Source organism: Rubrobacter taiwanensis (assembly GCF_004337705.1).
GTDB lineage: Bacteria > Actinomycetota > Rubrobacteria > Rubrobacterales > Rubrobacteraceae > Rubrobacter_C > Rubrobacter_C taiwanensis.
This window is the reverse complement of sequence record NZ_SKBU01000006.1, coordinates 190,436-210,261: the sequence shown is the minus strand read 5'-3', so window position 1 is coordinate 210,261 and position 19,826 is coordinate 190,436. Positions and strand designations below refer to the sequence as shown.

The following is a 19,826-nucleotide window of genomic DNA, read 5'->3' as shown; positions in this document are numbered from 1 at the left end:
TTGCAAGCAGGAGAGGCGAGATGACGGATGTCACACAGCGCGAAGAGAACGGCAGAGGAAAAGTCGGAGACCTGTTCGGCGGGCTCCTGTTCGCAGCACTCGGAGTCTTTGCGATCGGCGCGGCGGTGGGGATGCCGCGCCGGGGAGAGCTGGGCTTCGTCACCAGCCCGGGCTTCACCCCGCTGCTGCTCGGCACAGCTATACTGATCCTGAGCGTCGTGATGGTGGTGAAGGCTCTGCGGGCAGGCGCAATTCGTGAGATCGGGAACTGGTTCCGGACGATTCGGAAGAGCCAGGAGTCGCGCAGGGTGCTTGTTCTAACCGGGCTGCTTACCGCCTACGTTGCGGCTATCGGGTACTTGAACTTCGCGCTGGTGACATTCCTCTTCATCACGGCAACCTTCTTCTACGTCCGGGCGGGCAAGCCCTGGCAGATACTTATCTACGCGGCCGTTGCGACCGGGCTGGTAGCCTACTTTATTCCCTACATATTCACCATGCCGCTGCCATAAGAGCAGCAGAGAGACAGTCGTGCGAAAGGATACTCAGGTGTCGAATATCGGAAGCGCCGCAGTCGAGGTTCTGGCGGCCGCCGGCGTGCGCCGCTGCTACACGGTCCCGGGCGAGAGCTTCCTGGAGATCCTGGACGGCATAGAGCGCCACCCGGACTTGAGGCTTATCTCCACGCGGCACGAGTCTGGAGCCGCGTTCATGGCCGAGGCGGACGCCAAGCTGTGCGGCGCCCCGGCCGTGGCGCTGGCGACCCGGGGAGTGGGAGCCTCGAACCTGGCCATCGGGGTGCACACCGCCCGCCAGGATTCGACCCCGATGCTGGTGCTGCTCGGACAGGTGGAGACGCACAACCTGCACCGGGAGGCGTTTCAGGAGGTGGATCTCGCCGCTTTCTACGCTCCCATCACCAAGTGGGCGGTTACGGCGTCCGGTGCGGACGAAGTCCCCGAGCTGGTCTACAGGGGGCTCCGGATGGCCGCCGCGGGCCGTCCGGGGCCGGTCATGATCGCCCTGCCGGCGGACCTGCTGGCCGAAGAGCGGGAGAGCCTGGATCTCGCCCGCCTGACCTCCTTCCCGCCTCAGCCGAAGCCCGCTCCTTCGGAGGAGGAGGTCCGGGAGCTGGCCGCACGCCTGCGGCGGGCCGGGCGCCCGGTCGTTATCGCCGGGGGCGGGGCGCGGCACGCGCGCGCCGAGCTCGTGGCCGCGGCCGAGAGATTGGGTCTCGGGGTGTACGCCGCTTTCCGGCGGCAGGATGTCTTCCCGAACGACCATCCGCTGTACTTGGGACACCTGGGGCTGGGAACGCCGCCGGAGACGCTCACCGCTCTGCGGGGGGCGGACCTCGTACTCGTGCTCGGCTGCCGCCTGAGCGAGATAACCACCCAGGGCTACCGGCTGCCGGGGCCGGAGAGCGCGGTGGTCCAGATAGACGCCGACCCGGCCGTCATAGGCTCCGTGGTGCCGGTAGTGCAGGGCATCGTCGCGGACTCCCGCGAGGCTCTTGCGGCGCTGCTCAAGAGCCTGCCCGAAGAGGAGCATAACCGGTCCTGGAGCGAAGCCCGCACGGCGTACGAGGAGTCTGTCAGGGTGCCGGCTGACCGCTCCGTGGAGGGCGTGGACCCGGCCCAGGTCATCGCGGCCATGAACGAAGTCCTTCCTGAGGATGCGATCATCACGAACGACGCGGGGAACTTCGCCGCCTTCCTGCACCGGCACCGGTGCTTCCGGCATCCTGCAACGCAGCTCGCTCCTACCAGCGGCGCAATGGGTTACGCGGTTCCTGCCGCCGTTGCGGCCAAGCTCGCCGCGCCGCAGAGGAAGGTCGTCGCCCTCGCTGGAGACGGCGGGTTCCTCATGACCGGAATGGAGGTAGAGACGGCAGTCCGCACCGGGGCCGACATAACGGTCGTGGTCTTCCGGAACGGTCTCTACGGGACCATCGCCTACCACCAGGCGCGAGGATTCGGGCGCACCTCGGGAATCGAGATCGGGGAGGTAGATCTCGCAGCCTACGCCCGGAGCCTGGGTGCGGAGGGCTTCACCGTCGAGGATCGGAGCGAGCTGGTCCCGGCGCTGGAGGCCGCTGCCGCGTCAGACGGCGTGGCCGTGGTGGACGTCGTGACAGACCCGGACATCATCACACCGGAGGCCCGGATGTCGGAGCTTCTGGGAGGCAGGGAGGCGTTCCAGGATGGATAGCCCCGTGATCCGCGGAGCAACGACCGGGAAGGCAGCCGGGACTGCTGTAATGCTGTAACTCACATAATGTCGTTACTCGAAAGGAGGCCGGTATGGCGTACGGAGCGCCCCGCACTCACGACCTGAGTCCCGCGACATTCGAGAAGCTGCGGCAGACCTCCACGGCCACCCTCACCTCCCAGTTGTTGAAGCGTGGTTTTCGGAACGTTTTCCTCGGCGGCCTGCAGGCGCTCCGGCCGGACCTGCGCATGGTCGGGTACGCCTTCACGCTCCGGTACGCCCCCACGCGCGAGGACGTCGGGTTCGAGGTTGAATACGATAACGAGACAAACGTCCAGCGGCTGGCGGTGGAAGCTATCGGGGAAGACGAGGTGCTGGTGATAGACGCCCGCGGAGAGACCCGAGCCGCCTCCTTCGGCCACATACTCGCCACCCGCATCAAGAACAGAGGTGCCGCCGGCCTGGTGAGTGACGGGGCCCTGAGAGACACGCCCGCCTTCAGGGAGATGGAGTTCCCCACCTACATCAAGGCCCCGCACGCAACCACTTCCTCGGTGGTCCACTACCCTGTCGACATGAACGTGCCCGTGGGTTGTGGCGGTGTTCTGGTGATGCCGGGAGACGTGGTGGTCGGGGATGCCGAGGGCGTGGTAGTCATCCCGGCCCGGATTGCGGAGTCTGTTGCGCAAGACGCCTTCGAGCAGGAGCTGCTGGAGGAGTTCGTCTTGTCCAAGGTAAGGGCCGGGTCGAGCATCAAGGGCGTTTATCCGCCCGACGAGAAGACTCTGGCCGAATATTCCGAGTGGCGCAGGCGGAGCGGCGAAGACTCTTGACCTGTCTTCCAGAGGGCACGAGCGGTGATTGGGGACTCATCAGAGCGAGATGCCGGCGGCCACAGGGCAGAGAAACGAACCCGACAGGCAGAAGGGAAGGTGCAATGCGGCGAAAGAAATCGCCTGAGGAGTTGCGCAGTTATAAGTGGTATGGAGTCCGGGATCTCCGCTCGTTCGGACACCGGTCCCGGACCAAGCAGATGGGCTACAGCTCCGAGGACTACATGGGCAAGCCCGTGATCGGGATTATCAACACGTGGAGCGATATAAACCCCTGCCACACCCATTTCCGGGAGCGGGCGGAGGAGATCAAGCGCGGCGTGTGGCAGGCAGGTGGCTTCCCGGTGGAGCTGCCGGCGATCTCGCTCTCCGAGCCGTTCCAGAAACCGAGCACCATGCTCTACCGGAACCTGCTCGCGATGGAGACCGAGGAGCTGCTGCGCTCCCACCCGATAGACGGCGCGGTCCTGATGGGTGGGTGCGACAAGACTACCCCGGCCCTGTTAATGGGAGCGATCAGCATGGATCTGCCCGCTATCTTCGTGCCGGCCGGACCCATGCTGCGCGGTTACTGGAGGGGCCAAATCTTGGGCAGCGGCAGCGACGTCTGGAAGTTCTGGGCGGACAAGCGCGCCGGCCTGATAGGCGAGCGCGAGTGGCAGGAGATCGAGAACGGCATCGCCCGCTCTCCGGGTCACTGCATGACGATGGGCACCGCTTCCACTATGACCTCCGCGGCGGAGGCTATGGGGATGACGCTCCCTGGCGCGGCCTCGATCCCGGCTGCCGACTCCAACCACCCCAGGATGGCATCAGCCAGCGGGCGGAGGATCGTGGAGATGGTCCTGGAAGACCTCCGGCCGTCCGAGATACTGACCGAGCAGGCGTATGAGAACGCTGTCACCACGGTCCTCTCGCTCGGAGGCTCGACCAACGCCGTAATCCACCTCATCGCCCTCGCGCGGCGCAGCGGTGTGGACCTGGATCTCCGGAAGTTCGACGAGTTCTCCCGGCGCGTCCCCGTGCTGGCAGACATCCGGCCGGGAGGCAGACACTTGATGGAGGACTTCTACTACGCGGGCGGTCTCCCGGCCCTGCTGGAGCGCCTGCGGGATCTGTTGCATACCGGCTGCCTCACGGTTAACGGCCACCCGCTGGGTGAAAATATAGCGGGGGCTGAGGTGTATGACGACGCCGTAATCCGCCGGCGCGAGGATCCGGTCTCCGAAGAGGCCGGTCTGGCGGTGCTGTGGGGGAACCTGGCTCCCGACGGCTGTGTGATCAAGCACGGGGCCGCAGACCCGAACCTGCTCCAACACAGAGGCCGAGCGGTCGTCTTCGAGAGCTACAACGACATGGAGCGCCGGATCAACGACGAGTCGCTGCCCGTGGACGAGAGCTCGGTACTGGTGCTGCGCAACTCGGGGCCGCTGGGAGCTCCAGGCATGCCGGAGTGGGGCATGCTTCCTATCCCGGATCGGCTGCTGAAGCGCGGAGTGAGGGACATGGTGCGGATCTCCGACGCACGCATGAGCGGCACGAGCTACGGCACCTGCGTGCTGCACGTGGCGCCGGAGTCGTTCGTCGGAGGACCGCTGGCGCTCGTGAAGACCGGAGATTACATCGAATTAGACGTGCCCAACCGCAGCATCAGGCTGGACGTTGGCGACGAGGAGCTGGAACGCCGGCGAGCGGAGTGGGAGCCCCCCGAGCCTCGCTACCATCGGGGCTACGGAGCAGTGTTCAGCAGACACGTCACCCAGGCGGATAGGGGTTGCGACTTCGATTTCCTCGAGAGAGGAGCGGCGATACCAGATCCGGAAATCCACTAACCACCGCGCGAAAGGAGGGCGATGAAGTTCAGCGCTAACGTGTCGATCCTGTTCGGAGAGGTTCCCTTTTTGCAGAGGTTCGAACGCGCCCGCAGGGCGGGCTTCTCGGCGGTTGAGTTCTGGTGGCCTCTCGGGGAAGAGCTTTCTGAGGTGGAAGAGGCTGCAAAAGATGCCACTCTTGAGGTGGATCTCCTGAACTTCTACGCGGGGGATATGCCATCTGGGGAGCGGGGGCTGCTCTCTGATCCGCAGAGGTATGGGGAGTTTAGAGAGAACGTGCCTCTAGCACTGGAATTTGCTCAAAGGCTTGGGTGCACCAAGCTCAACGCTCTCGTAGGTCACAGGGTCGAGGGGATGGAGCTCGAAGAACAGCTTGAGCTGGCCAAGGAGAGTGTGCGCTTCGCCGCAGATGAGGCGGCGAAGCAGGGGGCTCAGGTGATGATCGAGGCCCTGAACACCTTCGAGAACGGTCCCTACCTGATCGGCACGACGAAGGACGCCGCCGCTTTCGTGAGGGGCGTGAATCGTCCCAACGTGAAGCTGCAGTACGACGTCTATCACATGCAGAGGATGGAGGGCAATCTGGTAGCTAACCTCAGAGAGTACATGCCAGAGATAGGCCACGTTCAGATCGCCGACTCTCCCGGTAGAGGGGAGCCGGGCACGGGGGAGATCCGCTACCTCTATGTGTTTGAGCAGCTGCAGAAGCTGGGCTATGGGGGGTATGTGGGGCTCGAGTACAGGCCCACGGCCTCCACCACGGAAGAGAGTCTGCTCTGGCTGCCGGAAGAGCTGCGCGGCAGAGAGGTGAGGGTCGAGGAGCTGAAGCTCTAAAGAGAGAGATAAGGCGAAGCTAGGAGGGAAGGACCTATGGCAGAGCGGATAGGGTTCATAGGGCTTGGGATCATGGGCATGCCCATGGCGAAGAACCTCATGGAAGCGGGGTATGAGCTCGTCCTCTACAACCGCACCCTGGAGAAGGCGGAGAGGCTCGCCGAAGAAGCAAAGAGGGAGGGGGGCACCGCTGCAACGGTGGTCCGAAGCCCCGGTGAGGTGGCCAAGAGGAGCGGGATCATAATAACCATGCTCCCGGACACCCCGGACGTGGAGCGGGTGGTGAGCGAGGAGGGCGGCCTGCTTGAAGAGATGAGAGAAGGCGCTCTCTACATAGACATGAGCACCATCTCTCCCACTGCGACCCGGAGACTTGCCGGAAGAGTGGAAGAGAAGGGAGCCTCCATGCTCGATGCTCCGGTCTCGGGAGGAGACGTGGGAGCGAGAGAGGGGACGCTCTCGATCATGGTCGGAGGCGAGGAAGAGGACTTCGAGCGCGCAAGGCCGCTCTTTGAGGTAATGGGCAAGACCATAACGCATGTAGGGCCCACGGGCTCCGGGCAGGTGGTCAAGGCGGCAAACCAGATCGTTGTGGCGCTCAGCATAGAGGCGGTGAGCGAGGCTCTGGTGTTGGCTTCGAGGGGCGGGGTTGAGCCCGGGAAGGTTCTGGAGGTGCTCTCCGGCGGGCTTGCGGCCAATAAGGTCATGGAGGTAAAGCGGGAGAAGTTTCTAACCCGCAGCTTTGAGCCGGGTTTCAGGGCGGAGCTGCACCACAAGGACCTGGGGATAGCTCTCTCTGCCGGCCGGGAGTACGGGGTTGTGTTGCCGGCGACGGCTCTTGTGGATCAGATGCTGCTCATCATGAAGAACAAAGGGTGGGCCTCTGAGGACCACTCAGCTCTGCTCAGGGTCATAGAGGACCTCTCCGGCCACCAGGAGGAACCCGGTCTGTAGTACACTCGGTTGCCGTGCAGAGAGAGAAAGGAGGCAGATGCAGGTTGTGGAAGCCAACGGAGCATCCATCCCGGTGCTGGGCTTCGGCACCTTCCGCCTGGAAGAGCGAGAGGCGCGGCGGATGGTGGATGCGGCCCTCGGCATCGGATACCGGCACATAGACACCGCGCAGGTGTACGAGAACGAGGCCGGCGTGGGGCAGGCCATAGAGGAGTCGTCCGTGAGCCGGGAGGAGGTCTTCCTTACCACCAAGGTCTGGGTAGACAGCTTCGACCGCAAGAGTCTCCCGAACTCGGTGGACGAGAGCCTCGGTAAGCTGCGCACAGAGTACGTGGATCTGCTCCTGCTCCACTGGCCCAACCCGGAGGTGCCGCTCGCCGAGACGCTGGAGGCGCTCAACCGGGTGAGGGAGGAGGGCAAGACCCGCCACATAGGGGTCAGCAACTTCACCACCCGCCTGCTCGCCGAGGCGGTGGAGCTCTCAGAAGCGCCGCTGGCCGCTAACCAGGTCGAGTACCACCCCTTCCTGGACCAGAGCCGCCTGCTCGCCGCCGTGCGGCAGCACGGGATGGCGCTCACCGCCTACAGCCCGCTGGCGCGCGGCAAAGTCGCGCAGGATAGGACTCTGCAGGAGATCGGGGAGCGCCACGGCAAGACGCCGGCGCAGGTTGCGCTGCGCTGGCTCATCCAGCAAGAAGGGGTCAACGCCATCCCCAAGGCCTCGAGCAGGGAGCGCGCTGCCTCCAACTTCGACATCTTCGACTTCGAGCTCTCCGAAGAGGAGATGGAGACCATCGGCGGTCTGAGATCCCCGGACGGCCGGCTCACCAGCCCCGCCGGACTCGCACCCGAGTGGGACTGAAGCCGGCGGCGAGAATAGCTCATTTGAGGGATGTGCCTGCCTCCAGAGGGGGGCATGCTCCACGTTAGATGCCGGATGTGGACACGACGAGGAGGCAGGCGATGGGCAGGAAGAAGAGATTGCTCGCGGCCGCGGTCTGTACGATCGCGCTCACGAGCGCGGGCGGGAGCGTGGCGTACGCTCAAGGGCAGGTCGAACGAGGCCCCGAACACGCGCGCTCGATCTGCTCCTACTCCGGGCTGAACGACGATCCGAACGCTCCCGCCCCCGAGGGTGGCCGGACGCAGTCTTACGGACAGCACGTCCGGCAAGGAGATATCGTGCCGGCCGAAGTCAGGTCTGGCCCGCCGAGCCCCGGGTTCTTCTGCAACCCGAACAACCTCTCCCTGAAGTAGGGGGCTGCCGGCTCCGCTCTCTCTGGAGAGTGTACCTCCGTACAGGCCCGAAAACCGTCCTCCCGAGCGGTGTGCTCAAACCCCCTCCCGCCGCATACTCGAGGTGTGAGAAGCGGTTCGGGATGGAGGCGATAATGAGAGATGACCTTCTGGCGTTGGTCGAGCGCGAAGTGCTCGGATGGCCCGGAGTCGGCAAGGACACTGGACGGCCCGGCTGCACAGTGTATAGATTCGGACGGCGGGAGATCGGACACGTCCACCGCGATGGCGTGGCCGACCTTCCGTTCCCGAAGACCGTTCACGACGAACTGATCCGGGCCGGCGAAGCGGCCCCGCACCGCGCCGGTTTTCCCGGATACGTGAGCTACCACGTCCAAGCGCCGGAGGACGTGCCTGGAGCAGTCGAACTCTTCCGCAGAAACTACGAGCGCGCCAGGAAATCTGCCGGGAGGCGCGCCTCCCGGTCCTTCAACGACACCGCTTGACAGCCCGCTTGGGTGCCCTCCTTCCTCATTTGCAGGGAAGGAGGGCGCTCCGTACCCGGAAGCTGAACTTCCGATTACGTCTCACTCTTCGGCAACCCTCAAACGGGCCGCACCGATGCGGGTATCAGCCATCCCGTAGTAGACGTCCATAATCCCACCGCTGCGGGGGTCAAGGGCCGTGGGAAAGACCACATTGTCCACAACGCCTTTACTCTCCTCCTCGCCTTCAGGCTCCAGGATTGGCTTCTCGGAGCGGTAGAGCACCCGGAGCGGATCCCTGACATCCAGCACCATGACGCCCGCGCAGTAGCGAACCCGGGGTTGATGGTCCAGGTTGCGCACCATACGGCCGGTCACGCCGTGGTAGATAACAAGCCAGCCGTGAGGGGTAAGTACGGGTGGAGTGCCGCCCCCGATCTTCACCTTCTCCCAGGGGTGCTTCGAAAAAGCCAGCGGACGATGTTTGCGAGCGTGCACCAGAGCGGAGGGGGCTCGACGGGCGCTTCTCAGGGAGACGTAGGATATCCACATCCCGGGACGCTGCTCCGTGATCCCCCGCGGCAGGGTCACGAACGGCTCGCTGCCTCCAACGTCAAAGTCCGGGCGGTGCACCAGGGCCAGCGCGGGCTCCCCGTCCGGATCGGGTACCGGCTGCGGGAAGAAGAAGGCGTCTTTGTTGTCGAAGAGGTTGAAGTCCGCCTCCCACCGCTCCTCGTAGGCGAAGAGGACCGGCCCTAGACGGCGCCAGTTCAGACAGTCCTCCGAAACGGCAAGCGCCAGCCGGGGGCCGCGGGGACCGTAGGCCGCGTAGACCATGACGTAGAGCCCCAGCTCCGCAATAAAGCTTACGCGTGGATCTTCGCAACCGGCAGTGCGACCGTTCCGCTCGAAGGTTGTGGCGGGCTCCAGGGCGCAGCCGAGCCGTTCGACGCCGACCGGCCGGTCACCGTCGAAGACGACCCGGGCGATCCCGATCCGGGAGTAGTTCGGGGCTTCAACGAGCCTCGGGAAGAGGTAGAGCTCCCCGTCGGGGCCGCGGGCTCCGCCCGGGTTGAGCACACCCCCGGCTTCCCGTTTCACGCCCTCCAGAGGCTCCATGACCACTCCGAGCCGCTCTATCGCAGGCTCCTTCATTCCTTCAGCCCCGCCGAGGTCTCGCTCTGCACGAAGTAGCGCTGGAAGATCACAAAGAGCGCCACGGCCGGTATGGCCAAGACGACGGCACCGGCCAGGATGGCACCGAAGGGGTTGGCGGTGCTGGCGGCGACAGTCGAGATGTAGTTGGCCAGCGCAACGGCCAGCGGCTGCAGCTCCTGTTGCTTGGTCACCAGGAAGGGCCAGAGGAACTCGTTCCACGGCCCGATAAACGTGATAAGCCCGGCGGTCAGGATCGCGGGTCTGGAGAGAGGGAGTACGATCTGGGTGAGGATCCTGAGCTCGCCTGCCCCGTCTATGCGGGCCGCATCCAACATCTCTTCGGGGATCTGCAGGAAGAACTGGCGGAAGACGAAGACCGCCGTGGAGTTAACCAGAAAAGGCAGGATCATGCCCAGATAGGTGTCCCCGAGCCCCCAGGTGCGCACCACCATCACGTACATCGGGATCATGAGCAGCTGGAACGGGACGATAAGCGTCAGAAGCACGATGTTGAAGACCAGCTCCCTCCCCCGCCACCTCAGGCGCGAGAGGGCGTACCCGGCCAGGATGCCGATGGTGAGCGTGCCCAGGATCACGCCGCCTGTGTAGATGAGCGAGTTCAGGAGCGCCTGCAGGAGCGGCACCCGCTCGTTGATCTGCTGGAAGTTGACCAGAGACAGCTCGTCCGGGCCAGGAAACGCCCCCGCAATGCTGGGGTCCGGCCTCTCCTGCAGCGCGCCGACCACCATATAGTAGAAGGGGAACAGGAAGAGGAACGCTCCCAGGCACAGAGCGGCGAACCCCAGCACTTGCCCGAGAACCCGTACCAGGCGCGGGGAGAAACCGGGCTTTCTCGCCTTCACTGCCATCAGTCGCGCTCCAGAGCGAACCGCTGGACGGCCGCGATCGTGAGCACTCCTATGGAGAGCGTGACGCCGATGGCGGCTGCGTATCCCGCGTCGGCCTGTTCGATGCCCTTCTGGTACATGTAGAGCACCGGCGAGAGCGTCTGGTTTTCAGGACCGCCGCCGTTGGTCAGCAGGTACGGCTCGGTAAACAGGTTGGCCCCGATGATGGTCGAGAGGATAACCACCAGCACCGTCGCCGGTCTCAGCCCGGGGATCGTGATGTGCCGGAACTTGGCCAGGACTCCGGCTCCGTCGACCTCCGCCGCTTCATACAGTTGCCGGGGGATGTTCTGGAGCGCTGCCAGGTACAGCAGCACGTAGTAGCCGAGATTCTTCCAGGTGACCAGGAGCGCGACGACTATCATCGCCCAGGTCCGGTTCACCAGCCACGAGGGCTCTGGGGCGAGGTCCCCGAGGACCCGGTTGACCAGACCATCGGAGAAGAAGAGGTAGCCCCACACCGCGATGATCGCCACGCTGGCCGTTACGTACGGCAAATAATACGAGGTGCGGAAGAACGTCCGGCCCGGCAACCGGGCGTTGAGAGCCGTTGCTAGCACGATCGCCAGCACCGTCGTGAGCGGCACGTTGACCGCGATGAACACGGCGATGTTGCCGAGCGTGGTGTGGAAGATGCCATCCTCCAGAATCAGCGCCCGGTAGTTTTCCAGCCCGACGAACGGCCGCTCCACTACGGCTCCGGGCGCGGCGAAGAAGTAGTCGTAGAAGCTCATCCACACCGCAAACCCTAAAGGGTACGCGATGAACAGACCCAGGAATGTCAGGTACGGCAGGATGAAGAGGTAGCCTGCGTACCTGACGGTCCCGGCGCTCATTGCCCGCTCTTCCCCACCAGCTCCTCGATGTCTCTGGCCGCGGCCGAGAACGCCTCGGACACCGGCTCGCGGCCGAAGATCACGGCCGTCGTGTAGGCGTCGCGGAAGCGCTGCCACATCTCGATGGAGTTCTCGACGTTGGGTACCTCGACCGTGCGCTCAGCCTGCTCGGCGAATGTCGCGTAGAGCGGGTTCTGATCGAAGTAGTCCCCGTATATCTCCATCAGTCCGTCGCGCAGCGGCATCTGGCCCGTCTCCTCTAGCAGCATCCGGTCGGCCTCCTCGGAGGTGGCGAACTTCATGAACTCGAAGGCCGTTCTCTGGTTCTCGCAGGCGGTAAAGATGGCCGTGCTCTTGGCGTCGGAGAAGGTGTAGATCTCCTCTGACGGCGTGCCTTCCGGGGTGGGAACGGGCACCACGCCCCAGTCTATGTCCTCGTAGACCGCCACGGCCCAGGGGCCGACGATGCTCATCGCGGACTGTTCCTCGCCGAAGGCATCCCCCGGGGCGCTCTCCCGCGGGATGAGCCCGGCGTCATACAGCGAGCGCCAGAACTCGCCCACCTGCACGCCGACATCGGAGTTGAACTGCGCCTCGCCGTTCTCCACGAGCTGCTCGCCGCCGCTGGCCGCTATGAAGGTCGGGTAGTAATCGAACCAGGCCTGGAAGAAGGTCTGGTCAGCCGAGGGCCAGATGGCCGCTATACCGAGCTCCTCATTGAGTGTCTGCGCGGTCCGGAAAAACTCCTCGTAAGTGGCGAGCGGCGGGTTCTCGGGATCTATCCCAGCCTGTTCGAAGAGCTCTTTGTTGTATATGATCATGACCGGGTTGCTCTTCCAGGGCATCTGGTAGAGCTGGCCGTCGGGCGAGACGTACTGGTCGAGCCGCCCGCCCAGCCGCTCCCGGGCGTAGTCCACGCCGCCCTCGAAGCTGTCCAGAGCAACCAGCCCCCCGGCGCGCTGGAACTGCGGCACGGCTGCCGGCGCGACGTTCCAGATGAGACACGGCGCGTTGCCCGCGGTGATGGCCGCCTGGATCACGGCCTCAGAGCTCTCACCGGCCGGTATCTCCTGGTAGGAGACCTCCTGGTCCGGGTTTTCCCGGTTCCACTGCTCGATGATCTTCTCGCCCCACGCGATCTCCTGCTCGTTGTTGGAGAGCCAGACGTCTATGGGTCCGGTGGCCGAAGTCGCATCCGAAGCCCCTCCTCCATCCCCACAGGCGGATAACGCAACCACCGCCACTACCGCCCAGACGGGTATTGCACCGACACGCTTTACCATCACTTGCTCCTCTTCTTTTCTATAGCCTTGCAGACGACGTATGTGAAGCCTCCGGGCACCACCGGAGCATCTGCCGTCCCACCTGTACCGACAGCGGTCTCCACGAGCCCGCCCTGCGCGTCGTAGGCGTAAGCAGTCACGGGCCCGCAGGACCCGAGATCTAGGCGCTCTATCCTCCGCTCACCGGACCAGCTGCGCAGGAGCGCCTGCACTCTTTCCTCCCCGACTAGAACGAGACGCTCCACCTCGGGCTGTAACAGGAGAGCGTCCAGCCGCGCCGGTCGGCTCCCGACGTGAGCGGAGAGTACCTCCACGGTTCCAGGGCCCACGGTCTTCCCGGAGCCGGTGTTGCCGATGTCCAGGTATCCTTCCCGCGCGCTGATCCCCTGTTCTCCGGCCCCGCCGTGCCAGACGACGCCAGCCGGTACGGCCCCCAGCTTGTGCCGGGTGCCGGCCGCGCGCGGCGGGGCCTTGAGCCGGTCGAAGACCGGCAGCACCCGGTAGCGGTCCCGGGCCGGAAGCTCCGCTTCAACGGTTACGCTACCTCCCGGAGCAAGCTCCACATACGCCCCGCCGCTCCACAGGCTCTCTCCCGTCCAGGGCTCTTCGGGCGTCACGACCCGGGCCTGCCCCTTTAGCCTCCCGGCCTCGGCCTCCACCAGGCGCCAGGTCACCTGCTCCCGGCGCTCGCCGCCCAGCGCCTGCTCCCGGACGTCCGGGTTGGCATCAAGGGCGAGCATGGAAAGCAGGCCGTGAATTGTGGACTCGGCTCCGGAGTTGCGGTTGATCCTGCCGTCGGCCTCCAGACCGTCGAAGGTGCGGCCAGTCTTGGGATCGTACATCCGCACCCCGGCCCGGTTGTTGCCGAAGTACCACCCGGCGGCGATCCCGGCCAGCTGCCGGAAAGAGTCTTTGCCGGTCGTCTCAGCCGCCGCCAGCAGGTTCTGCAGCGTCGCGTCCGCCCCGTAGGCGATCTGGGCGCGGTCCACCGGAGCAGGGAGCCAGCCCTGATCCGCGCCGCCCTGCACTAGCAGGTGCGGGGTGAACGTTCCGACCTCACCCACGGCGGTTGCAACGAGCTTCTCATCTCCCAAAATGGCTCCGGCTCTGAACAGCGCCCCGGACATCTGGTCTCCCCAGCCGTGCCACACAGACCGGGACTGCGCCCACGGAAGGATCGCCCCGAACGGCCACTCGCCGGGAGACCCCTCTTCCCGCATGAGCGCGATACCCTCCGCGAGCATCTCGAGGTCGCGCCGGGCTCGGGCGTCTCCGGTGGCGCGCACGTACGCCGCCAGCCCGTAGACGGCCTCCGAGGAGGCATCCGCACCGTCGAAGATGAGCCAGGCCGGAACCTCCCGGCCGTCAAGCATTCTGGTCTCCCCGTAGTTGACGAGCACCTGCCGCTCCAGAGCATCGAGCGCGAGCCGCATGCGATCCTTGAGGAAGGCAGCGAAGCCCGGATCCTCTTCCTCGAAAGCCTCGTATCCCTCCCCGAAAGCCCAGATGCCGCGGGCCAGCCAGTAAGAGGGGCCGGAGTCCGAAGGGTCCGGTAGCTCCTTCGGCTCCGCGCTGGGGTTGAGCGTGCCATCCGGCTGCATCCAGAGCACGAAGTTGCCCCGCCGCTCCGCCGGCGAGAGGGTCTGCATGTAAGCCACTCCCCTGAGCAGCTCGTAGGCCGCCTCGCGGCTCTCCTCACTACCCGTCTGTTGCCAGTGCCGGATGTACACGATGGCGGCCCGCGTCATATCGTCGGTGTTGTACGCCCCCTGGCTGTAGGTGTTCGTCTCAGGGTCGTAGCTGCCACCCCCGATCCGGCGATACTCTCCCAACTCATCCGGCTCGGCGTAGGTCCACAGCACACCTATCTCCGGCTCCTCTTGGATGCGGTAGGTGGTATGCCCCTCCTGCTCAGGAGGGTCTACACTGTCCCGCAGAAAATCCAGGTGAGACAGGTTGGTGAGCCGTTCACCGCTCTGCGCTCCGGATGCTCCGCTTCCCAGCACGAAGATCGGAACCACAGCAAACCACAAGAGCGCCACTCCCCGCCAGGTCTTCCGGTCTCCTTCGCGTCCCCAGAGACACCTCACCATTCCCTCGACCCCTCGCAATATCAGTTTGTGCGCCAAGTTGCGCACATCGTATATACAATTGAAGTGAATGTCAAGCCGCTTTAAGAACAAAATTGTGGCTATATATTGCCCACAAACCTTCCTTGTGGCGCTTGATTTTCAATTGAATTTACTACTATGATTCATAATGCACGAAAACCACTATATATTTAGGTGGTGTAGAGGCGGCCTAGCGGGAAGGAGCGGCGATTCGATGGCGCAGACCGGCACCAATCTCTTTCGGGTCAAGGAGTACAACGAGGCGCGGGTGCTGGACATAATCCGGATCCGCGGGCCGGTCTCGCGCCGGGAGATAGCCGAGGCGAGTGGGTTGAAGTTTCAGACTGTTTCGAACATCACAAACCGGCTCAGAGAGGCGGGAGTGGTGGTAGAGGAGTCCCGGGTCTTTCGGGGAGGACGGCGATCGCTCCGGCTGCGGCTCAATGAGGAAGCGGCTTACGCGGTCGGGATCCAGCTCAACCGCTCGGCGCTTGCGGTGGCAATCACAGATTTCTGTGGCAGGGTGCTGGCCCGGTCGTCGGCGGAGGTTGCGGCTTCCGAGGGGCCTTCGGCTGTCGTGCCGGTAATCCGGGAGCACGCGGAGCGGGTCATTGAGGCGGCCGGCGTGCTCCGGGATAAGATACTTGGGGCCGGGATAGGTGTTCCGGGACCACCTACGCCCAGAACCGGCCGGATGCTTGATCCCAACTTTCTCGGTTGGAGAGAGTATCCACTTCAAGAGGAACTGGAGCGGGAGCTCGGGTTGCCGGTCTGCGTAGACAACGATGCGACTGCGGCAGCGCTGGGCGAGCGGTGGAGTGGCGTTGCCGCGGATGCGGCGAACTTCGTGTACGTGTATCTGGGCAGCGGTGTCGGAGCGGGAATCTTTGCAAATCATCAAGTCTACCGGGGTTCGAGCGGGAACAGCGGTGAGATCGGGCACATCCCCGTCGAGCCACACGGGCCACCGTGCTACTGTGGTAACCGGGGATGTTTGGAGGTGTATGTTTCTCCCCAAGGAGTTCTGCGTGAGGCGCGAGTAGCCGCGCTCCAGACTTCGCACCTGCCCCGGGTGGCAAGAGCTTCTTTCCCGGACAGGTTTGAAGATGTCGTTGCGAGTGAAGAACCGCTGTTCCGCTCGGTCGTGGAAGCTGCAGGAGAGCGGCTCGGACGGATTATCTCCGGCATGGTAGGAGTGCTGGACCCTGAGCTGATCGTGCTGGGCGGCCCGACGGTGGAGATGCTGGGAGACCTCTTCAGGGAGTCGATTCTGGCCGCCCTCCGCGCTTCCTCGCTGCCGAGTCGGCCGCTGCCGAAGGTGGAGCTCTCAGCGGCCGGAGCTGACGCCGGACCGGTCGGGGCAGCCGCGCTGGTGCTCCACGACACGTATGCTCCAAGCATGCAGACGTTAAGCCTGGCATAAGGGAGTAGGTATTGATGGAGCTGAAATATCCGCTGGGACCTTTCGAGAAGTACGACAAAAACCCGATACTCGCCTCGCAGGGGGAGGGATGGGAGGCGAAGGATCTCTTCAACCCGACGGCAGTGGTTCGGGAGGGGAGGGTGCACCTGATCTACCGGGCAGAAGACCGTGCGGGAGAGGGCGAGTGGCACGGAACCTCCCGCATCGGGTTGGCAGTCAGCCACGACGGCATCGACTTCGAGCGCCATCCTGAACCGATCCTCTCTCCCACCGAACCATACGAGCTGCCCGGCGGATGCGAGGATCCTCGGGTCTCGCGGATCGGAGACACTTACTACATGACCTACACGGCCTTCGACGGTGAGAGTGCCCGGCTCTGTCTTGCGACGTCCACCGACCTTCTGGAGTGGGAGAAACATGGCGTCCTCTTCCCCGAGTGGACGGGAGGAGCAGGCAAGATATGGTCCAAATCCGGCGCGATCTTAGAGGAACCCGTAGGCGGCCGGTACGTGATGTACTTTGGCGATACCTCTATCTGGGTTGCGTACTCTGGAGACCTGATCTCCTGGACTCCAGTAGCCGAGCCGGTACTCTCGCCCTCACCGGATCCCACAGCCTTCGACAGCGTGCTCGTCGAGCCCGGCCCACGGCCACTCCTGACCGGGGATGGTATCCTGCTCATCTACAACGCTGCCCGCAGAATGGGAGGAGGTCTTCGCTACTCTGCAGGCCAGGTCCTCCTTGACCGGGAAGATCCTACACGCGTTCTGCGCCGCACACGGGAGCCATTCTTCGAGCCGGAGACTCCGGATGAGATCTCAGGTCAGGTAGATGACGTGGTGTTCGTCGAGGGACTCGTCGAGTATTGCGAAGCACTCTACCTCTACTACGGGATGGCCGATTCCAGGATAGGGGTTGCCACCTGCCGGCTTAAGGGCCGGACGAGCGATGGTGGTAGGTAGTACTCTACTATCTCGCGCCTCGCCTATGGTATCGAGAGCTGAGGGATCTCGGGAATATAAAAACTCTCATCCGTGATCCCTCGTTCCGGTTTCCCAGGTTGTAGCAGCGGATGGCATCTCATTGTCTGCCACTTCACGTACCGTATGGACGAAGTTCTGCAGCAACTTCGATTCATCTCCTTCCACCCAAGCCAACCCCATCCAGCTCGTGGCATCGGGTGCGTCTAAGGGTCGATAGATGACGCCTTCTCGACTGAGTCGTTTAACAGAGGCGGGCAGGATTGCAATGCCAATTCCGCTCGCTACCAAGCCCACGATAGTTTGAAGGTGAACTGCGTGCTGGGCAACCTTTGGAAAGGTGCCGATCCGTTGGAATAGCTCGACGATCTGAGCATAAAAACCAGGGATTAGCTGGCGCGTAAAGAAGATCAAAGGCAGATCGGCGATCTCTTCCAGCGGCACGCGCTCGAACGTTTCTAGTTCGTGTCCTGAGGGCAGAGCAACAACCAATCGCTCTTCGAAGATGGGTTCGAGGCGGATGCCAGGTGCCCGCAGCGGTAGCCGTACCAGTCCTGTCCTTATTTCACCTGCATAAAGGGCATCTATTTGCTGAGCGCTGGTTAACTCCCTGAGATCTAACTCGACGCTACCAAATCGCTTGCGGAAGAGCCGTATAGAAGGAGGAAGTAAGGTCAATGTAGCAGAGCTTATGAATCCCACCTCGAGTCGTCCCCGCAACCCTTGCTCTGCACTCCTCGCCACCTCCCGAGCTTCCTCCACAGCACCCAGTATCGCTCTCGCCCGCTCCAGAAAAGCACGCCCTGCGTCGGTCAGGACAACCCGCCGGGTGCTGCGTTCCAAGAGCTTAGTTCCAAGCTCCTCTTCCAGGCTCCTGATCTGCATGCTCAAAGGAGGCTGGCTCATATGCAGCCTCTTAGCGGCGCGGCCAAAGTTCTGCTCTTCGGCGACAGCGACAAAGTATCGTAGTTGGCGCAGTTCCATTTCATTTATAAATTATATCAATAACAGGCTTAAAAATATATTGGACCAGAAAAATTGCCGGTGCTAGAGTCGTCTGTGGTGAGAGAGAAAACTCAGGGCCTTCACGTAATGAAGGGGAAAGGGTTTGATGAAGATGCAGCGAGAGGCTAGGGTCCGGGTCGGGGCAGTATTCTATGCTTCGGTAATGCTCGCCACCTTATTTGTCGTGTGGGGTGTGTTTTTTACGGATAGTCTGGCCGCGTTCAACGCGGCAGCGTTATCGTTCGTGACTGAGACCTTTGGGTGGGTATACCTGATAGCTACTACGCTGTTTATCGTTTTCATGCTCTTTCTGGCCATCAGCCGTTTCGGGAGGATAAGGCTGGGAAAGGACGGCGACCGACCGGAGTTTAGCACTGCGGCATGGCTTGCCATGCTGTTCAGCGCGGGGATGGGGATCGGTCTTGTTTTTTATGGTGTCGGCGAGCCCATGTCTCATCTCTCCGCTCCGCCACTCGGCATGGCCGAGCCGGGCTCGATGGAGGCTGGTAGGATGGCCATGCAATACACTTTCTTCCATTGGGGGCTGCATCCCTGGGCGATATACGGAGTGGTCGCCCTTGCTATCGCCTACTTCACCTTTCGCCGGGGCAAGAAGGGTTTAATCAGTACGGCGTTCTATCCGCTGCTGGGAGATAGGGTCGACGGGCCGATAGGAAAAGCCATAGACGTCCTAGCCATCTTCGTCACTACCCTTGGCGTTGCGACATCGTTCGGGATAGGGGCTCTGCAGATCAATACCGGGACAAATTATTTGTTCGGTGTTCCGGAGGGCACCTCCGTGCAGATCCTGATCATTGCCGGGGTGACGGCGGTGTTCGTAGCTTCGGCGGTATCGGGGCTGCATCGCGGTATTCGGTATCTCAGCCATATCAACATGACTCTTTTCATGGGGATCATGCTCTTCCTGCTCATCGTGGGCCCCACGATCTTCATGCTGGATGTCTTTACGGCAACGTTGGGCAATTACATACAGAATTTCGTGACGATGAGCTTCACTTCAGGGGCTTTCGTGCAGGAGGATGCCTGGCTGCAGGGCTGGACTCTCTTCTACTGGGCGTGGTGGATGACATGGTCGATGTGGGTTGGTACTTTTGTCGCTCGGGTCTCCAAAGGGCGGACGATCCGGGAGTTCGTCATAGGAGTGCTGGTCGTGCCGAGCCTGTTAAGCTTTCTATGGTTCTCCGTTTTGGGAGGCTCGGCGTTGAACCTGGATCTCTTCGGTGGAGGAAACATCACAGCCGCCGTGTCGGAGAACATCTCCACGGCCCTTTTCGTTACTCTGAATGAGTTTCCTCTGGGGACTATTGTCTCTGTTTTGGCCATGATCCTGATCGCTACGTTCTTTATAACCTCGGCAGACTCGGCATCTTTCGTTCTCGGGATGTTGTCGAGTAACGGACACCAGAATCCTCCGGCGATGGTCAAGGTCATCTGGGGAAGCTTTATAGCCTCTTTCGCAGTGGTTCTCCTTCTGGCTGGCGGACTTGAGGCCGTGCAGCAGGTAGCCATAATAACGGGGGTGCCGTTCACGATCCTTCTGATTGGCTTAGCCGCCTCTCTGTATAAGGCAGTTTTGGCAGAAGTCCTGCCGGAGCGACCTGCCGTTCCGGCTACGACCCAGGATGGGGGTAGCGTAACGGAGGGGCATGGAGCATCCCGATAAAGCGATGCCGGGGCGCTGAATCCATTATATCTGTGCCTGCGACCTATGATGGC

18 protein-coding genes are annotated in these 19,826 nt (G+C 63.1%); 12 read left to right on the top strand and 6 right to left on the bottom strand.

The window, feature by feature from the left end; genetic code table 11:
* The first annotated feature begins 20 nt into the window (after positions 1–20).
* The 9 genes from E0L93_RS15690 (at position 21) to E0L93_RS03235 (ending at position 8,406) form a co-directional block, all read left to right on the top strand.
* Positions 21–512: a tripartite tricarboxylate transporter TctB family protein gene (locus E0L93_RS15690; RefSeq protein WP_165874134.1), complete on the top strand. Its 492-nt coding sequence runs from the start codon at positions 21–23 to the stop codon at positions 510–512.
* Positions 513–549: 37 nt separating this feature from the next.
* The gene (locus E0L93_RS03270; protein WP_132688397.1) at positions 550–2,211 is read left to right on the top strand and encodes a thiamine pyrophosphate-dependent enzyme; all 1,662 of its coding nucleotides are present in this window, start codon (positions 550–552) and stop codon (positions 2,209–2,211) included.
* 92 nt (positions 2,212–2,303) lie between these two features.
* Entirely contained in the window at positions 2,304–3,044 is a 741-nt protein-coding gene (locus tag E0L93_RS03265; RefSeq protein WP_132688394.1) for a ribonuclease activity regulator RraA, read from the top strand.
* A 104-nt stretch (positions 3,045–3,148) separates the two neighbouring features.
* A complete protein-coding gene (araD, locus tag E0L93_RS03260) occupies positions 3,149–4,876 on the top strand; it encodes an L-arabinonate dehydratase (protein ID WP_132688391.1) in 1,728 nt (575 codons plus the stop codon).
* Between the two features lie 21 nt (positions 4,877–4,897).
* The gene (locus tag E0L93_RS03255; RefSeq protein ID WP_132688388.1) at positions 4,898–5,710 is read left to right on the top strand and encodes a hydroxypyruvate isomerase family protein; all 813 of its coding nucleotides are present in this window, start codon (positions 4,898–4,900) and stop codon (positions 5,708–5,710) included.
* Between the two features lie 36 nt (positions 5,711–5,746).
* A complete protein-coding gene (locus E0L93_RS03250) occupies positions 5,747–6,664 on the top strand; it encodes a 2-hydroxy-3-oxopropionate reductase (protein ID WP_132688385.1) in 918 nt (305 codons plus the stop codon).
* A gap of 37 nt (positions 6,665–6,701) precedes the next feature.
* Positions 6,702–7,526, top strand: coding sequence for an aldo/keto reductase (locus E0L93_RS03245; RefSeq protein ID WP_132688382.1), 825 nt, complete (start codon positions 6,702–6,704; stop codon positions 7,524–7,526).
* Between the two features lie 101 nt (positions 7,527–7,627).
* Positions 7,628–7,921 carry a hypothetical protein gene (locus E0L93_RS03240; protein ID WP_132688379.1) on the top strand — a complete coding sequence of 98 codons (294 nt, stop codon included), beginning with the start codon at positions 7,628–7,630 and terminating at the stop codon, positions 7,919–7,921.
* Between the two features lie 122 nt (positions 7,922–8,043).
* Complete coding sequence (locus E0L93_RS03235) at positions 8,044–8,406, top strand: luciferase domain-containing protein (RefSeq protein WP_132688376.1); 363 nt, start codon at positions 8,044–8,046, stop codon at positions 8,404–8,406.
* A gap of 81 nt (positions 8,407–8,487) precedes the next feature.
* Here E0L93_RS03235 and E0L93_RS03230 read toward each other — a convergent pair whose 3' ends face one another.
* The 5 genes from E0L93_RS03230 to E0L93_RS03210 are packed head-to-tail and all read right to left on the bottom strand — an operon-like array spanning position 8,488 to position 14,663.
* A complete protein-coding gene (locus E0L93_RS03230) occupies positions 8,488–9,540 on the bottom strand; it encodes a glycoside hydrolase family 130 protein (RefSeq protein WP_132688374.1) in 1,053 nt (350 codons plus the stop codon).
* Positions 9,537–10,412, bottom strand: coding sequence for a carbohydrate ABC transporter permease (locus tag E0L93_RS03225; protein ID WP_207890301.1), 876 nt, complete (start codon positions 10,410–10,412; stop codon positions 9,537–9,539). Before E0L93_RS03225 ends, E0L93_RS03230 begins: the two co-directional genes overlap by 4 nt.
* The gene (locus E0L93_RS03220; protein ID WP_132688371.1) at positions 10,412–11,287 is read right to left on the bottom strand and encodes a carbohydrate ABC transporter permease; all 876 of its coding nucleotides are present in this window, start codon (positions 11,285–11,287) and stop codon (positions 10,412–10,414) included. The genes E0L93_RS03225 and E0L93_RS03220 overlap by 1 nt, the downstream gene beginning before the upstream one ends.
* On the bottom strand, positions 11,284–12,570 hold the full coding sequence (locus E0L93_RS03215; protein ID WP_132688761.1) for an extracellular solute-binding protein: 1,287 nt from the start codon (positions 12,568–12,570) through the stop codon (positions 11,284–11,286). The genes E0L93_RS03220 and E0L93_RS03215 overlap by 4 nt, the downstream gene beginning before the upstream one ends.
* On the bottom strand, positions 12,570–14,663 hold the full coding sequence (locus tag E0L93_RS03210; protein ID WP_132688369.1) for a hypothetical protein: 2,094 nt from the start codon (positions 14,661–14,663) through the stop codon (positions 12,570–12,572). The genes E0L93_RS03215 and E0L93_RS03210 overlap by 1 nt, the downstream gene beginning before the upstream one ends.
* Before the next feature lie 232 nt (positions 14,664–14,895).
* Between E0L93_RS03210 and E0L93_RS03205 the strand changes: the two genes are divergently transcribed.
* Together E0L93_RS03205 and E0L93_RS03200 are read left to right on the top strand one after the other, a co-directional pair.
* Positions 14,896–16,104: an ROK family transcriptional regulator gene (locus E0L93_RS03205; RefSeq protein WP_165874133.1), complete on the top strand. Its 1,209-nt coding sequence runs from the start codon at positions 14,896–14,898 to the stop codon at positions 16,102–16,104.
* A 14-nt stretch (positions 16,105–16,118) separates the two neighbouring features.
* The gene (locus E0L93_RS03200; protein WP_132688759.1) at positions 16,119–17,066 is read left to right on the top strand and encodes a glycoside hydrolase family 130 protein; all 948 of its coding nucleotides are present in this window, start codon (positions 16,119–16,121) and stop codon (positions 17,064–17,066) included.
* A 66-nt stretch (positions 17,067–17,132) separates the two neighbouring features.
* Here the strand turns inward: E0L93_RS03200 and E0L93_RS03195 are convergent, their stop codons facing one another.
* A complete protein-coding gene (locus E0L93_RS03195) occupies positions 17,133–18,068 on the bottom strand; it encodes a LysR family transcriptional regulator (RefSeq protein WP_132688364.1) in 936 nt (311 codons plus the stop codon).
* A gap of 127 nt (positions 18,069–18,195) precedes the next feature.
* Between E0L93_RS03195 and E0L93_RS03190 the strand changes: the two genes are divergently transcribed.
* Positions 18,196–19,773, top strand: coding sequence for a glycine betaine uptake BCCT transporter (locus E0L93_RS03190; RefSeq protein WP_243638095.1), 1,578 nt, complete (start codon positions 18,196–18,198; stop codon positions 19,771–19,773).
* The last annotated feature ends 53 nt before the right edge of the window (positions 19,774–19,826 follow it).

Coding starts and splice junctions, on each gene's coding strand:
- E0L93_RS03200 (WP_132688759.1), top strand. CDS start 16,119: ATGGAGCTGAAATATCCGCTGGGACCTTTCGAGAAGTACGACAAAAAC.
- E0L93_RS03210 (WP_132688369.1), bottom strand. CDS start 14,663: ATGGTGAGGTGTCTCTGGGGACGCGAAGGAGACCGGAAGACCTGGCGG.
- E0L93_RS03195 (WP_132688364.1), bottom strand. CDS start 18,068: ATGGAACTGCGCCAACTACGATACTTTGTCGCTGTCGCCGAAGAGCAG.
- E0L93_RS03230 (WP_132688374.1), bottom strand. CDS start 9,540: ATGAAGGAGCCTGCGATAGAGCGGCTCGGAGTGGTCATGGAGCCTCTG.
- E0L93_RS03250 (WP_132688385.1), top strand. CDS start 5,747: ATGGCAGAGCGGATAGGGTTCATAGGGCTTGGGATCATGGGCATGCCC.
- E0L93_RS03220 (WP_132688371.1), bottom strand. CDS start 11,287: ATGAGCGCCGGGACCGTCAGGTACGCAGGCTACCTCTTCATCCTGCCG.
- E0L93_RS03240 (WP_132688379.1), top strand. CDS start 7,628: ATGGGCAGGAAGAAGAGATTGCTCGCGGCCGCGGTCTGTACGATCGCG.
- E0L93_RS03205 (WP_165874133.1), top strand. CDS start 14,896: ATGGCGCAGACCGGCACCAATCTCTTTCGGGTCAAGGAGTACAACGAG.
- E0L93_RS03215 (WP_132688761.1), bottom strand. CDS start 12,570: ATGGTAAAGCGTGTCGGTGCAATACCCGTCTGGGCGGTAGTGGCGGTG.
- E0L93_RS03265 (WP_132688394.1), top strand. CDS start 2,304: ATGGCGTACGGAGCGCCCCGCACTCACGACCTGAGTCCCGCGACATTC.
- E0L93_RS03190 (WP_243638095.1), top strand. CDS start 18,196: ATGAAGATGCAGCGAGAGGCTAGGGTCCGGGTCGGGGCAGTATTCTAT.
- E0L93_RS03255 (WP_132688388.1), top strand. CDS start 4,898: ATGAAGTTCAGCGCTAACGTGTCGATCCTGTTCGGAGAGGTTCCCTTT.
- E0L93_RS03225 (WP_207890301.1), bottom strand. CDS start 10,412: ATGGCAGTGAAGGCGAGAAAGCCCGGTTTCTCCCCGCGCCTGGTACGG.
- E0L93_RS03245 (WP_132688382.1), top strand. CDS start 6,702: ATGCAGGTTGTGGAAGCCAACGGAGCATCCATCCCGGTGCTGGGCTTC.
- E0L93_RS15690 (WP_165874134.1), top strand. CDS start 21: ATGACGGATGTCACACAGCGCGAAGAGAACGGCAGAGGAAAAGTCGGA.
- araD (WP_132688391.1), top strand. CDS start 3,149: ATGCGGCGAAAGAAATCGCCTGAGGAGTTGCGCAGTTATAAGTGGTAT.
- E0L93_RS03235 (WP_132688376.1), top strand. CDS start 8,044: ATGGAGGCGATAATGAGAGATGACCTTCTGGCGTTGGTCGAGCGCGAA.